Here is a 13,306-nt window from a genome sequence, read left to right as displayed (position 1 = left end):
ATCCTCATGTCCGTCATGACCCCTGAAGCCAGTTCACCCTGCCCCCCCGCCGCGCTTGCCGCGATCCGGGCCGATCTCGAGGCCAATCCGGGGTCGGCGCTCGAGGATGTGGCCGCCCGCACCGGCACCACGCCCTCCGAGGTGCTGGCCGCCCTGCCCGCGGGCGAGGCGCTGTGCCTGCCGGGCAGCCTCTTCGTCGAGGTGATGGACGAGATCGCGGGCTGGGGCGAGATCACGCTGGTCGTGAACACGGGCGACGTGATCCTCGAGGCCAAGGGCGAGTTGCCGAAGGGCAGCGAGGGCCGCGGCTTCCTCAACCTTAATGGCAAGCCCATCGGGGGGCATCTGCGCATCGACGCCTGCCGGACGGTGGCCTTCGTCACCCGCCACCTGTTCGGCACGCCCACCCGTTCGGTGCAGTTCTATTCCGTGACGGGCGCCTGCATGTTCAAGGTCTATCTCGGCCGCGGGCCGGACCGGCAACTGATCCCGGCGCAGGTTGCGGCCTTCGAGGCCGCCGCCGCCCGGTTCGCGGGGCGCCGGCCATGAACCTCGGGGACCGGCATCTCTTCTGCTTCGGGCTGGGCTACTCGGTCCGGGCGCTGCTGCCACAGGTGATGGCCCTGGGGATGCGCGTCTCGGGCACGGTGCGCTGCGAGGCCCGCGCCGCCGACTGGCGGGCACACGGCGTCGCGGCCCATGTGTTCGACGGCACGGCACCCCTTCCCGCGGAGGCGATGGAGGGGGTGACCGACATCCTCGTTTCGGTGCCGCCCGGCCGCTTCGGCTGCCCGGCCTTCCTCGCGCATCGGGCGACGCTGGTGCGGCTGCCCGGTCTGGTCTGGATCGGCTATCTCTCCTCGACCGCGGTCTATGGCGACTGCGGCGGGGCGTGGATCGACGAATCCCGCTCGGTCGCGCCGCAATCGGCCGATGCGCTGGGGCGGGTGGCGGCCGAGCGGGCCTGGAGCGCGCTGGCCCGTCACCGCGGCGCCGCGATCGACCTCTTGCGCATCTCGGGGATCTACGGGCCGGGGCGCTCGGCCTTCGACCAGCTTCGGCGCGGCGGCGCGCGCGCGATCGTCAAGCCGGGCCAGGTGTTCAACCGCATCCATGTCGAGGACATCGCCGGCTCGGTCCTGTCCGCCATGAGCCATCCGGCGGGCCGGCGCATCCTCAACCTCGCCGATGGCTGCCCCGCGGCCTCGTCCGAGGTTCTGGCCCATGCCGCCGCCCTGCTCGGCCTTCCCCCGCCACCCGAGGTGCCGCTGGAGGAGGCGGACCTGCCGCCCGTCATGGCGGCCTTCTACGCCGAGAACCGCCGGATCCTGAACGGGCGCCTGCGGGCGCTGCCGGGGTTCGTTCTGCGCCACCCCGACCATCACGCGGGGCTTGCCGCCATCCTCGAGGCCGAACGGCGGGCGCAGGCGGCATGATCCGGTTTCTTCAGGGCGGCGAAGGACTCGGCCCTCCCCGCTGCCGCCGTTCCTGACGGCGCTTCACATCCTGCCCAGCCGATTGCCAGGCATCTCCTGCACAGCTGACGCAAAGGCTTCACCATGTTCCGATCTTCCCTCACCTTCCTTCTTCTTGCCGGGACCGCCCTCGGCTCGGCGGGCGCCGCGCTGGCGCAGGAGGTCCTCGAACTCGAGCAGATCACCGTCATCGGCACCGGACTTCCGACCGAGGTGATGAAAAGCCCGGCCTCGATCACCGTCATTTCCGCCGAGACCCTGAGCAAGACGGCCCCCGTCTCGATCGCCTCGCTGCTGCGCGACGTGCCGGGCGTGCAGATCAACGAGGAAGGGATCGAGCGCGTCTCGATCCGCGGCGAGACCTCGCGCCGGGTGGCCATCCTGATCGACGGGCAGAAGCTGACCGACCACACCAACTATGGCCAGCCGATCCTCGTCGATCCCACCACCATCGAGCGGATCGAGGTGGTGCGCGGCTCGTCCTCGGTGGTTTCGGGCAGCCGTGCGATCGGCGGCGTGATCAACATCATCACCAGGAAGGGCGCCGATGTGCCCCTCGAATTCAGCACGACCGCGGGCTACATGTCCGCGACCGACGGCTACCGGTTCTCGGCCAGCGCGGCGGGGACGCTCGCGGCCGGCGCGGGCGCCTTCGACTACCGCCTGAGCTTCGGGCGCATGGACCAGGGCGACCGCAAGACGCCGGACGGCATGCTGGAGCCTTCGGACACGCAGGACCGGAACCTGTCGGCGCATCTCGGCTACCGGCTGGGCCAGCACTATTTCGGGCTCAGGGCGCAGAGGTATGACCTTGCCGCGAACGTCTACACCGGCGGCCCGGATTTCCGCATCGAGCTGCCGCACCGCGATCTGCGCAAGGTCTCGACCTTCTACGAGGGCACCGATCTCACGCCCTGGCTGACGCGGCTGAGCGCGGACCTCTACCGCCAGACCATCGACCGCACCTTCACCAACGATGTCTCCGTTGCGGCGGGGCCGATGCAGATCCGGGTCCTGTCGAATTCCGAGGATGCGCAGGAGACCGCCGGGCTGAACCTGCGCGCCGAGATGAGTTTTTCGCCCAACACCCGCACCGTCGCAGGCCTGGAATACGAGGACGACCGGCTGACGAGCGACAAGCTGACCGACACCACCATGACGCCGCCCGGCTTCGTCACCACCACTGCGCGTCGCGACGAGGCCAAGATCGAAACGCTTTCGGTCTTCGCCCAGCACGAGATCGACCTGACCGAGGCGCTGACCGCGACCTTTGGCGGACGCTGGTATGACGTGACCGCAAGCCATCTCGCATCCTCGACCAATGGAGTGGGAAATCCCACCTCCGACGCCTCGGACAGCCTTGCGCTCGGATCGATGGGGCTTGTCTATTCGCCCTCGGACAGCCTCGCCTTCCGGGCGAACCTGTCGCAGGGCTACATCTATCCGACGCTCGGGCAGATGTTCCTGACGACGACGGGCGGCGGGCAGACCATCGTCGGCAATCCCGACCTTGATCCCGAGACCTCGACAACCTTCGAGCTTGGCGCGCGCTATTCGGCCGGGGCGACGATGGTCGATGCCACGGTATTCTACACCGAAGCCAGGGACTACATCGCGACGGCCCCGGTGACGGGGACCGTCTACACCTACCAGAACGTCGACGAGGCGCGAAGCTGGGGTCTCGAGCTTCACGCCGAGCACGAGCTGGAGCAGTGGGGTCTCACGCCCTATGTCTCGGTCGCGGCGCTGCGCCGAGAGTTGACCTATTCCAACGGGTTCAGCACCTTCGACAGCGGCAGCCCCGAGTTTGCCGGCAGGATCGGGGTGCGGAAGGGCTGGCAGACCGCCGCACTGTCGGGCACGTTCGACCTGTTCCTTCGGGGCGAGAGCGCGGTGGACTACCGCGGTTCATCGGGGACGGTCGCCGCCTCGGCCGCGGGATACGGCACGCTGAACCTGCGCTCGGATGTGGAGTTCGGCAACGACCTGTCGCTGGTGGCGGAACTGAACAACCTGACCGACCGGTCCTACAGCCCCTATGCGCAGTTGCCGGGCGCCGAGCGGTCGATCAACCTGTTCCTCACCAAGACGTTCTGAGGCGCCATGCTGAAGACGGCACTTCTTGTCCTGACACTGACCGATGACGGCGCGACCCGCGTGACCCTGAGCGAGCAGGCGGGGGCGGAGGACTGCGCGCTGGCGCGGACCACCGGCACCGCCATTCTCACCCGGTCAGGCCGGCCCCCACTCGCCGCGGTCTGCGGCGAAACGGGCCTGCGGCTCACCCCCTTCGAGCACGGCGCCGCGCCGGAAACCGAGGTCAACCGCTATCGGGTGGAGCTTCCCGCATCGGGCGGCTTCACCGTCGCGCCACTGGCCGGGGGCGCAGCCTGCACGCCAGAGCCCGAGGCCACGCCGGTGGTGCATTGCGGCCGCTCGGCGCAGAAGGTTCTGGCCGGCGATTGAGACGACATCACCCGGCGGAAGCCGCCGGGTGACGCACCCTCATGGTGCCTGGCTCGGATCGAAAGCCGCGGGAGTGGCACGCCTCCGGCACGGGGGGGGGCGGTGGCGCCAGAGGCGCCTTCGGTCCTCGACCGGATCCGGGGCACCTCTTCTCCCGTCGAGGGATCGCGCGTTCAGGCGAAGCGCGCGGGTTCCGCGGCCCGATGCACGTCATGGGCTGCCTCGATCAGCGGGCCGATCGGCCGTGCCTCGCAGAGCATCAACGCATGGATCATCGCCCGGCCCTCCTGCCCGCGGCGGACGTGGTGCAGGACGCGCACGAGCCGCTCCTCGTCAGCCGTGATCCGCGCGGCGCAGCCGGAGCAGAAGGGATTGGCGTAGCGGAAGGGCTCGCTCCGCGAGAGGGACATGGTCTGGACGAAGCCCAGCAGCGCCGCCATGGCCTGGTCGCCTTTCGCAGGCCCCAGGAGGGTGCGGGCGAGCATGACGGCCTCGGGCGCGCCCGGCGGGCGGTTCTGCGCCATCCCGGCAAAGAGGTGACGCATGAGCGTGAGCGCGCGCCGCTCGACCTCGTCAAAGCCGCAGTCGGACAAGAGTTTGCCCTTGCGGCAGCCCTGGGCGTCGCGCTGGCGGGGGTCGGTATGGGTCATCGGTATCTCCGGCCTCGGCGCCGCTTGGGCGCGGGATGATGCGATCTGCCGGGGCTGGGGCGCCGTTGGGGATGCGCGCTGGCTGGGTCAGAAATGACTGACTGTTTTTATCGGATAAATCAAGCCGCAGTTTGCGCCAGGACAAACTTGCCCCTGCCGGGGGCGCCTAAGGCTGTGGCCAGCCAGGAACGGAGGCAGGCGATGGGCAATTTCGGACGGCGGCGGTTTCTGGCCACGGCGGTGGCGGCACTGGCGGCACCGGCGCTGGCGCGCGCCGCGCCGGCGCGGCTCGAGCTATCCGGACCGCCGGCCGGACCCTCGATCACGCTGGCCCATGCGGTCGCTGTCGGCGCCTTCGCAGGGCTGGCGGCCGAGGTCAGCTTCCGTCCCTGGCGCAGCCCCGACGAGATGCGCGCGGGGCTGACCTCGGGCACGATGCAGGTCACGATCCTGCCGGTGCAGGTGGCGGCGAACCTCCACAACCGCGGGCTGGGGCTGGGCCTTGTCAATGTGATGACCGACGGGCTGACGGGGATGCTGTCTGGCGATGCCTCGATCACCGACGTGGCCGCGCTCAGGGGCCGGCGGGTCGTGGTGCCGTTCCGCAACGACATGCCCGACATCCTGCTGCGCCGGCTGCTGGCCGAGCGGGGGCTGTCCGAGGCCGACCTGACCCTGATCGGGGCCGGCACGCCGATCGAGGCAGCGCAGCTTCTGCTGACCGGCCGGGCCGAGGTGGCGCTGCTGCCCGAACCCGCGGCGTCGCTGGCCGAGATGAAGGCCGAGCAGTCGGGCCGCGCGCTCCATCGCGTGCTCGACCTCACCGGCGAATGGGGGCGGATCACCGGGCTCGGCGCTTCGCTGCCGCAGGCCGGGCTGGGGATCACCGCGACGTTCCTTGCGGCGAACCCCGAGGCGCCGGCCCTGCTGCAGGAGGCGCTCGCGCGGGTGCTGCCCGCGGTGCTGGCCGACCCCGCCGCCGCCGCGGCCTCGGCCGCCCGGCATCTGGGCATACCCGCCCCGGTCCTTGCGCGCTCGATCCCGCGCTCGGCGCTGGTGGCGCGGCCTGCGCGCGTGGCGCGGCCGCAGATCGAGGCGATGCTGGCGGCGCTGGCCGCCGCCGATCCGAAGCTGATCGGCGGCGGCCTGCCCGGCGACGGCTTCTATCTGGTCTGAGGGCGCGATGGGCTTCGTCCTCTCCCGGCTCGAGCGCATCTTCCGCTTCCTCTGGGGCGGCTGGTCGGGCGTGGCGGGCCTCGCGCTGCTGGCGGCGCTCTGGCAGGCGGGCCACGAGACTTACGGCGACTTCATCCTGTCCGCGCCGCTGGCGACCTTCACCGCCGTCGCGGCGCTGCTGGCCGAGGCCGAGACATGGCGGCTGGCGGCGGAGACCACGGCCCGCGCGCTGCAGGGCTTCGGCCTCTCGGCGCTGACCGGAGGGGCTGCGGGTATCGCCGCGGGCTATTCGCCGGCGACGATGCGGCTGGCGCGGCCGCTGATCACGGTGATCCTCGGGGTGCCGCCGATCGCCTGGATCGTGCTGGCGATGATCTGGTTCGGCGCAACCGACGGGACGGTGGTGGTGACGGTGGCGGTGGGCACTCTGCCGGTGCTGTTCGCCGGCGCCGCCGAGGGCGTGGCCGCGCGCGACCGCGGGCTTGACGCGATGGCCGAGGCCTTCGGCGCGGGGCCGCTGCGGCGCTTCCTGACCGTCGGGCTCCGACAGGTGCTGATGCACCTTTTCCCGGCACTGATCCTCGGCCTCGGCTCGGCCTTCAAGGTGGCGGTCATGGCCGAGCTTCTGGCCAACGCGGGCGGCATCGGCGGGGCACTGGCGCTGGCGCGCGCGAACCTCGACATCGCCGAGGCGCTGGCCTGGGTAATCCTGACCGTCGCGGCGCTTGTGGCGGTGGAATACGGCCTGATCCATCCGGTGCGGGCCGAACTGGAGCGCTGGCGCGAGGCGGCGCGGCCCTGGGGGGTGAAGCGGTGATGCTGGCGATGCAGCGCGTGGGCCATGCCTTCCTCGGCCGGGCGGTTCTGGCGAAGGTGGATCTGACGGTCGCGCCCTCCGAGGTGGTGGCGCTGGTCGGCCCCTCGGGCTCGGGCAAGTCCACGCTCGTCCATATCGCCGCGGGGCTCGTGGAGCCTGTCGAGGGCCGGGTGACGCGGGGCTGGCGCCGGCAGGCAATGGTCTTCCAGGAGCCGCGGCTCTTGCCCTGGGCCACTGCGCGCGACAACATCGCCTATCCGCTGCGGATCGCCGGGCACACGCGCCGCGCCGCGCGGACGGCGGCCGAGGATGCGGCGGCGCGTGTGGCGCTCGATCCCGCCGATCTGGGGAAATATCCGGTGGAGCTGTCGGGCGGGATGCGCCAGCGCGCGGCCATCGCCCGGGCTCTGGTCGCGCGTCCCGACTTCATCCATTTCGACGAGCCCTTCACCGCGCTCGACGTGGCGCTGCGCCGCCGGATGCAGGATCTGGTGATCGCCGCCGCCGCCACGGGCGAGTTCGCGGCGCTCTTCGTCACGCATGATCTGGCCGAGGCCGCGCGGATCGCCCATCGCATCCTGGTGCTGGACGCGGGCGGCCGCGGCATCCTGGGCAGCCGCACCGTCCCCGGCACGCCCGGCGCACGCAGCGACGCCGAGATCTTCGCGCGGGTGCAGGGCTGGCTGGCCGATCCGCTCTTCCGCCGCATCCATGACATCGACGAAAGGCGGCTGGCGTGAGCGCGATGGATCCCCTGCTGACCGGGCTGCGCGCCCCGCCCCCGCTCAACCCGCCTCCGGTTCCGACGCTGTCCGGGATCGTCGGCGACGAGGGCTTCCGGCTGTTCTTTCCGCTGGCCGCGCTGCATGCCGCGCTCTGGCCGGTGGTCTGGGTAGTGGTGCAGGGCTACGGCCTTCTGGGCGCGACCGACCTGCCGGCCGGCGTCTGGCACCGGGTCGAGATGATCTGGGGCAGTTTCGGCGCCGCGCTGATCGGCTTCCTGCTGACAGCGGTTCCGGAATGGAGCGATACCGAGCGGCCGCGCGGGCGGGTGCTCTGGCTGATGGCGCTGGCCTGGATGGTGGCGCGGGGGGTCGGGCTGGTGGGGTCGGACCTGCTGCTGCCCCTCGCCTCGGCGTCGGATCTTCTGTGGCTGGCAGCGCTGCCCGTCTGGCTGATGCACCTCTCATGGCGACGGCGGACGACCCGGCTTCTGGCCTTCACCGGCTGGCTTCTGGCCCTGCTTGCCGCGGCCGTCTGGGCAAGGATCGGGATGATCTCGGGCGATGCCGGAATGGCCATCGCCGGCGCGCAGGCGGGGGGCTTCGTGCTCCTGGGCGTGCTGGCCCTGTCGCTTGCCCGCATCGCGGTGGCGGTCACCAACCTCGTGCTCGATCCCACGGGCGAGACCTCGCCCTACCGTCCGCATCCCGGCCGGATGAACCTCTCCGCGGGCCTTGTCGCGCTGGCGCTGACGGGTCAGCTTGCCGGGATCTCCGAGGCGGTCGGCGGCTGGCTCTGGATCGCCGCCGGGGCCGCCTTCCTCGACCGGACGGCCGAGGGCTTCATCGGCCGCGAGAGCGTCCGGGCCGAGATCCTCGCGCTCTCGGGCGCCTCGGCGCTGGCGGGCGCGGGGCTGGTCTGGATCGGCGCGGCGCATCTTGGCCTGCCGCTGACCGAGGCGGGCGGCGCGCATCTGGCGCTGATGGGCGGGCTGGGGCTCGGCGTGCTGGCGGTGCTGTCGATCGCCACGCGGATGCATACCGGGATGGGCCTCGGCCTGCCGCTGGCGATGCGCCTCGCGATGGTGGCGCTGGTCGTGGCCTGCCTTGTCCGGGTGCTGCCCGAGGCCGGGATCCTCGCCCCGCTCGCCGGCTGGCCGGGCCATGCGGTGGCGAGCCTCCTCTGGGCGGCAGCCTTCCTTCTTTGGCTCTCCGCCGCCTGGCCCTCGATCCGCGACCCGCGGACGCTCGGCGCCGGCAGAGCCTGCTGACCCCTTGACCTTGCGTGCCAGCCACGGGCCCCGCCCCGCCAGACACCCGCGCCGAACCTCATGGAGACGATGATGACAGGACGGACGGGGCCGATGGCCCTGATACTGGCGACCGCGGTGACGCCCGCCTTCGCGCAATCGGCGGGACCGGGCGCGGATATCGAGCTGGCGCCGATCGTGGTCGAGGCGCTCGATGCCGCCGCCGCGCGGATCGAGGCGCTGCGCGCGCGGATCTTCGCGGCGCCCGGCGGCGCCTCGGTGGTGGCCCCGCCCGGCGGCCCGGCACCGACGATGGCCGAGACGCTGGTCGCGCTGCCCGGCGTGGTCGTGCAGGAGTTCTTCGGCGGCAACGACCAGCCGCGGCTGCAGATCCGCGGCTCGGGGCTGCAGCAGAACCCGACCGAGCGCGGGCTTCTGGTGCTGCAGGACGGGATGCCGGTGAACCGGGCTGACGGCGCCTATGTCGTGGGCCTTGCCGCGCCCGGACAGGCCGAGGCGCTGGAGGTCTGGCGCGGGGCGGCGGCGAACCGGCTGGGGGCCGCGCAGCTGGGCGGCGCGATCAACCTGATCTCGCCCTCGGCCGCGACCGCGCCGGGCACGACCCTGACCGCAGCCGCCGGCAGCTTCGGCCGCCGGAGCCTCGCGGGCAGCACCGCCTTCGACGGCGCGCAGGCCGACGGGCTGCTGCGCTTCGAGCTGAGTGAGGGCGATGGCTTCCGCGAGGCCAACAACGCCTCGCGCCGCGCCGTGCTGGGCGGCACGCTTGACGTCGCTACCGGCGCGGCCTCCACCCGGCTCTTCGTCACCGCCACCGACCTGAGCTTCGAGATCCCCGGGCCCGTCACCGCCGAGGCGCTGGAGAACGATCCGGCCGGCGTCCACGGAGGGCCGGTGATCGTCGGCGGGCTGCCGACCAGTCCGGGGCCGAACGTGCTGCGCGATTGGCCCTTCCGCGAGACGACGCAGATCCTTGCGGGCGGCCGCACCACGATCGACCTCGGCCGGCATCTGTGGGACTTCGGCCTCTCTGCCAGCCGCACCGACGACCGCTTCGCCTTCCCGATCTCGGCCGGGATGCGCGACACCGACAGTCTCGACGGCACGCTGTCGGCGCGCTACGCGCTGAGGGGGGACGGGCCGCTGCCGCTCATCGAGGCCACAGCGCGCTGGTCGGTCGGCACCGCCAACCGCAGCTATTTCCACAACCTCGGCGGCAAGGCCGGGCCGAAGTTTGGCGAGAATACGCTCGGCTCCTCGACACTGGCACTTCATGCCGGGGCGAACCTGCCACTGGCGCCGGGGCTCACGCTCTCGCCCGGCCTCGGCTTCACCCATGCCACGCGGGACAACGACGACCTCTGGACGGACCCGACGCGGCCGACGGTCGGCTACAACCCGATGATGCCCGGAATGCGGCTGCCCGACGGCGCGGTGCCCACCGCCGCAACCGGCTACGCGCGCAGCTACTCGGGGTGGAGCCCGTCGCTGGCGCTGACCTGGCAGCCCTCCAAGGATCAGACACTCTGGGCCTCGGTCTCGCGCAGTTTCGAGTCGCCGACGCAGGACGACCTGCTGGCGACCGTCAACGGCACGCCGAACACCGGACCGGGGCGGCCCACGCCGGTCACGGCTGGCGCGATGTTCTCCACGCCCGACCTCGAGGCGCAGGTGGCTGAAACGCTCGAATTTGGCTGGCGTGGGACGCGGGGCGGGATCGGCTGGGACGTAACCGCCTATCACTCGCGCATCGAGAACGAGATCCTGTCGCTGCGCGACCTGACCGGCGCCACGCTTGCCTCGGTCAATGCCGAACGCACGCGCCACAGCGGGCTCGAGGCCGGACTCGCGGCGGAGCTGGCACCGGGCCTTGCCGGGCGGCTGGCCTGGACCTGGCAGGACTTCCGCTTCGACGATGACGCCACCCATGGCGACAACCGCCTTGCCGGGGCGCCGAAAAATGTGGTCTCGGCGACGCTGGGCTGGGAGGTCGCGCCGGAGCTGACACTGACTGGGGTGCTGAAATGGGTGGATGACGTGCCGGTGGACAATGCCAACACGCTCTGGGCCGAGAGCTACCTGCTGGCCGACCTGCGGGGCGAATATCGGGTCAACGAGCGGCTCTCGCTGCTGGCCGAGATCACCAATGTGACCGACGCGCACTACGCCGCCTCGACGCTGACGGTCGATACCGCGGCGACCGGACAGGCGGCATTCCTGCCGGGCGAAGGGCGGGCGTTCTACCTCGGCGCGCGGATGACCTTCTGATGCGGGCGCGGATTCTGGCCCTTGGCTTCGCCGCGCTCCTCGTCATCGCCGCGGGCCTCGCGGCGGTGACATGGCGGGGCGCGCTCTGGCCCTTCGACATCCGGGTCTCGGCGCTGATGCTTGCGACCGCACTCGGAGCGGCAGTGCGCGGCGCGGGTCCGGTGATGTTGCTGCACCTGGGCGCGGGGTTCCTCGGGCGCCGCCCGCTCGCGGCGCTGCTCTGGAGCGTGCCGGGCACCGGGCTGATGCTGGCGCTGCACTGGGCGGCAGGACCCGCACGCGGCTTCCTTGCGCTGGATCGGCTCGGCATCGGCTCGGCGATCGTGCTCTGGGCGCCTGCCGTGGCGCTGGCCGCACTGGCGGGGGCGCTCATCGCCATCGGCCGCAGGTAGGCCGTCGGCGGGCGCTTTGCGGTCAACCCGCTTTCGGCGCGCGACGCGGCGAGGGCACAGGGGCCGCGGCCCGCTGCGGTGCGGCCGCACGTCCCAGCACGGCCTGCCTCAGCGGGCAGTGGGCACAGACCGAGACGGCGAAATCCTGCCCGACAGGCCGCGCGCCCGCGGCGAGCATGGCCTGTGCCTCAAGCGCGTTGCCGGGCCGGCCACCGAACCAGACGAAGCGCGGACCGCCGGCTGCCGGCGATGCCAGCGTCTCGAGCCGATGCAAGAGCCCGGAGGACCCGCCCCGACCAACCCGGCGCAGATGGAGGCCGCGCGGCCCCGCGAGCACGCCCGCCATCGGATCGGCGGAGGACATGAAGGCATGGCCCGCCGTATCATCGGGCAAGAGGCCGATCAGCCTGACGAGCATGGGAATGGCCTCTTCCTCGGCAAAGAATGCCACCCGGCCGGCGCGCGCCGCGCGACTCGCGAGATCAGCCAGTTCCGGGTCAAAGGCCGTCATGATGAGGATGCTCCGAGGCGCTAACCTTAGTATTTTTGTCGGAATATACGGGCACCGGATCGGTGTCAAACCGGCGGATGGCAGCGGCCGTGGGCCGGGGGAACCGGAGCAGCACCATCCGCCGGAAGGCGACGGGCCGATGCGCGCCCGATCCGTCCAGGCGGTCACCAACTGATTGCGCTCGTTGTTCCTGCGTCAGGACTGCACGGGCATCACGAAGATCTTGCGCGAGACCTCCTGTCCAAGGGCCAGTCGCGTCTCGCCCACCAGGACGATCAGTGGACCCCACTCGCCGCCGCGAACCACCTGCAGCTCGTGGCCGGGAAGGATCCCGAGATCTGCCATCCGGCGGCGCATCCCGGATCCTCCTACAAGCGCGATCACCATCGCCCGCCGCCCTTCGGGCACCATCGCCAGCGGAATCTGTCCTGAATGCATTGATTCTGTTTCCGCCCCCCGCGGCCCTACCCGTTCGGCTCCGGTTTAGTGTTTTTGTCGGGCTTTCGCGGGCGTCAGCTTGACGCACCCCGCCGCCGATCTGCCTGCAAACGACCACCTCCAGTCCTGCGGCCCGCACCGGGTTGATCTGCATCAAGGATTCGAGAGCCGCACGCTCGAACCTTCGGCGAGGGCAACCAGAAAGAAAGTGCGGAATGTCGGACAAGAACGATCATGAGGAGCGCGACGCCTCCGGCTGGGGACCGCCGCCGGGCTGGGGCTGCGGGCCCGGTTGGGGCGCCGCAGCCCCTCAGGCGGTGCCGCCGGGATGGGCGCAGCAGCTCGGTGGCGCGGCATTCGCGGCCCATCCGGGTGCGGCGGGCTGGCCCCCGGCACCGCCCCCTGGCTGGTACTACTACGGTCCCGAAGTGCCCCCGGTGGCCGCGCCCTTTCCCGGCTGGGGCTACCCCCCGGGGGCCGCAATGCCCGGCGGGCATCCCGCACCGCAGCCGGACGCGACCGCGGGCGGCCTCGATACCGAGGCGATGCAGGAGATGTTCGAGCAGTTCGCCAGGGGCGAGGTGAAGGCCGACACCATCGGCCGGCTTCTCGGCGCATGCGATCACGAGTTCTGGAAGGGCGCGATGTTCGGCGCGGCAGCCGGTCTGCTCGTGGCCAATATCCCGGCCATCCGGTCGATCCTCGGCGCCCTCATGGCGTCGGGGGAAGCGGGCAGGACGCCCGGCAGCGAGGAGCGCAAGTCATGAGTTCGATCCAGCATTACACCCGGGTGGCGACCCGACAGGTCGAGCGGATGGTGCCGCCGGCCGATGCGGTGCTGCGCGCGGGCGCCACCGGGGCGATGGCCGCCACGGTCTGGAGCGTCTACAGCCAGAGCCCCTCGGTGACCGACGGCTCGATCCCCCGCAACAGCGCGATCTCGTAGGCCATGAAACATGCGGCGATCGGTGCGGGCGCGGGTGTCGTGATCGGCACCGCCGCCCATGTCGCGCGCCGGACGCCGCTGCTCGGCCTGGCCGGGGTGATCGCGGCCGGCGTCGGCGCGCTCTACCTTGCCGGCCGCGGCCGGAAATCCGAAACGTCCGCGCCGGAGGCCTGAGAC

At 71.6% G+C, this 13,306-nt stretch carries 16 protein-coding genes; 13 read left to right on the top strand and 3 right to left on the bottom strand.

Annotated elements, in window-relative coordinates; translation table 11 throughout:
* Positions 1–6 precede the first annotated feature (6 nt).
* The 4 genes from hutX to FG154_RS13565 all read left to right on the top strand — a co-directional run bounded on the left by hutX (position 7) and on the right by FG154_RS13565 (position 3,941).
* Positions 7–549, top strand: coding sequence for a heme utilization cystosolic carrier protein HutX (gene hutX / locus FG154_RS13580; RefSeq protein WP_246100277.1), 543 nt, complete (start codon positions 7–9; stop codon positions 547–549).
* On the top strand, positions 546–1,436 hold the full coding sequence (locus FG154_RS13575; protein ID WP_145108868.1) for a Rossmann-fold NAD(P)-binding domain-containing protein: 891 nt from the start codon (positions 546–548) through the stop codon (positions 1,434–1,436). The genes hutX and FG154_RS13575 overlap by 4 nt, the downstream gene beginning before the upstream one ends.
* A gap of 123 nt (positions 1,437–1,559) precedes the next feature.
* Positions 1,560–3,572, top strand: a complete 2,013-nt coding sequence (locus FG154_RS13570; RefSeq protein ID WP_145108865.1) for a TonB-dependent receptor — start codon at positions 1,560–1,562, stop codon at positions 3,570–3,572.
* A 6-nt stretch (positions 3,573–3,578) separates the two neighbouring features.
* Positions 3,579–3,941, top strand: coding sequence for a hypothetical protein (locus tag FG154_RS13565; protein WP_145108862.1), 363 nt, complete (start codon positions 3,579–3,581; stop codon positions 3,939–3,941).
* A gap of 173 nt (positions 3,942–4,114) precedes the next feature.
* Here FG154_RS13565 and FG154_RS13560 read toward each other — a convergent pair whose 3' ends face one another.
* On the bottom strand, positions 4,115–4,591 hold the full coding sequence (locus FG154_RS13560) for a hypothetical protein (protein ID WP_145108859.1): 477 nt from the start codon (positions 4,589–4,591) through the stop codon (positions 4,115–4,117).
* A gap of 201 nt (positions 4,592–4,792) precedes the next feature.
* Here FG154_RS13560 and FG154_RS13555 point away from each other — a divergent pair, with 201 nt between their 5' ends.
* The 6 genes from FG154_RS13555 to FG154_RS13530 all read left to right on the top strand — a co-directional run bounded on the left by FG154_RS13555 (position 4,793) and on the right by FG154_RS13530 (position 11,234).
* On the top strand, positions 4,793–5,767 hold the full coding sequence (locus FG154_RS13555) for an ABC transporter substrate-binding protein (RefSeq protein WP_145108856.1): 975 nt from the start codon (positions 4,793–4,795) through the stop codon (positions 5,765–5,767).
* A gap of 7 nt (positions 5,768–5,774) precedes the next feature.
* The gene (locus FG154_RS13550) at positions 5,775–6,584 is read left to right on the top strand and encodes an ABC transporter permease (protein ID WP_145108853.1); all 810 of its coding nucleotides are present in this window, start codon (positions 5,775–5,777) and stop codon (positions 6,582–6,584) included.
* Positions 6,584–7,324 (top strand): ABC transporter ATP-binding protein, encoded by a 741-nt coding sequence (locus FG154_RS13545; RefSeq protein WP_145108851.1) that lies wholly within the window; start codon positions 6,584–6,586, stop codon positions 7,322–7,324. Before FG154_RS13550 ends, FG154_RS13545 begins: the two co-directional genes overlap by 1 nt.
* A 5-nt stretch (positions 7,325–7,329) precedes the next feature.
* On the top strand, positions 7,330–8,577 hold the full coding sequence (locus FG154_RS13540; protein WP_145108909.1) for an NnrS family protein: 1,248 nt from the start codon (positions 7,330–7,332) through the stop codon (positions 8,575–8,577).
* A 72-nt stretch (positions 8,578–8,649) separates the two neighbouring features.
* Positions 8,650–10,842: a TonB-dependent receptor family protein gene (locus FG154_RS13535; protein WP_246100275.1), complete on the top strand. Its 2,193-nt coding sequence runs from the start codon at positions 8,650–8,652 to the stop codon at positions 10,840–10,842.
* Entirely contained in the window at positions 10,842–11,234 is a 393-nt protein-coding gene (locus tag FG154_RS13530; protein WP_145108845.1) for a hypothetical protein, read from the top strand. Before FG154_RS13535 ends, FG154_RS13530 begins: the two co-directional genes overlap by 1 nt.
* A 22-nt stretch (positions 11,235–11,256) precedes the next feature.
* On the opposite strand, the gene FG154_RS13525 is transcribed toward FG154_RS13530, so the two are convergent.
* On the bottom strand, positions 11,257–11,745 hold the full coding sequence (locus FG154_RS13525; RefSeq protein WP_145108842.1) for a ferredoxin reductase domain-containing protein: 489 nt from the start codon (positions 11,743–11,745) through the stop codon (positions 11,257–11,259).
* 195 nt (positions 11,746–11,940) lie between these two features.
* Complete coding sequence (locus tag FG154_RS13520) at positions 11,941–12,183, bottom strand: FeoA family protein (protein WP_145108839.1); 243 nt, start codon at positions 12,181–12,183, stop codon at positions 11,941–11,943.
* Between the two features lie 215 nt (positions 12,184–12,398).
* Between FG154_RS13520 and FG154_RS13515 the strand changes: the two genes are divergently transcribed.
* Genes FG154_RS13515 through FG154_RS21070 form a run of 3 tightly spaced genes read left to right on the top strand, consistent with a single transcriptional unit; the run spans position 12,399 to position 13,303 of the window.
* Positions 12,399–12,950: a hypothetical protein gene (locus FG154_RS13515; RefSeq protein ID WP_145108836.1), complete on the top strand. Its 552-nt coding sequence runs from the start codon at positions 12,399–12,401 to the stop codon at positions 12,948–12,950.
* Positions 12,947–13,129: a hypothetical protein gene (locus tag FG154_RS13510; protein WP_145108833.1), complete on the top strand. Its 183-nt coding sequence runs from the start codon at positions 12,947–12,949 to the stop codon at positions 13,127–13,129. Before FG154_RS13515 ends, FG154_RS13510 begins: the two co-directional genes overlap by 4 nt.
* Positions 13,130–13,132: 3 nt before the next feature.
* The gene (locus FG154_RS21070) at positions 13,133–13,303 is read left to right on the top strand and encodes a hypothetical protein (protein ID WP_186312370.1); all 171 of its coding nucleotides are present in this window, start codon (positions 13,133–13,135) and stop codon (positions 13,301–13,303) included.
* Positions 13,304–13,306: the final 3 nt, after the last annotated feature.

This window comes from Cereibacter sediminicola (genome assembly GCF_007668225.1).
Taxonomy (GTDB): domain Bacteria; phylum Pseudomonadota; class Alphaproteobacteria; order Rhodobacterales; family Rhodobacteraceae; genus Cereibacter_A; species Cereibacter_A azotoformans.
This window is presented reverse-complemented; position numbering and strand designations above follow the sequence as displayed.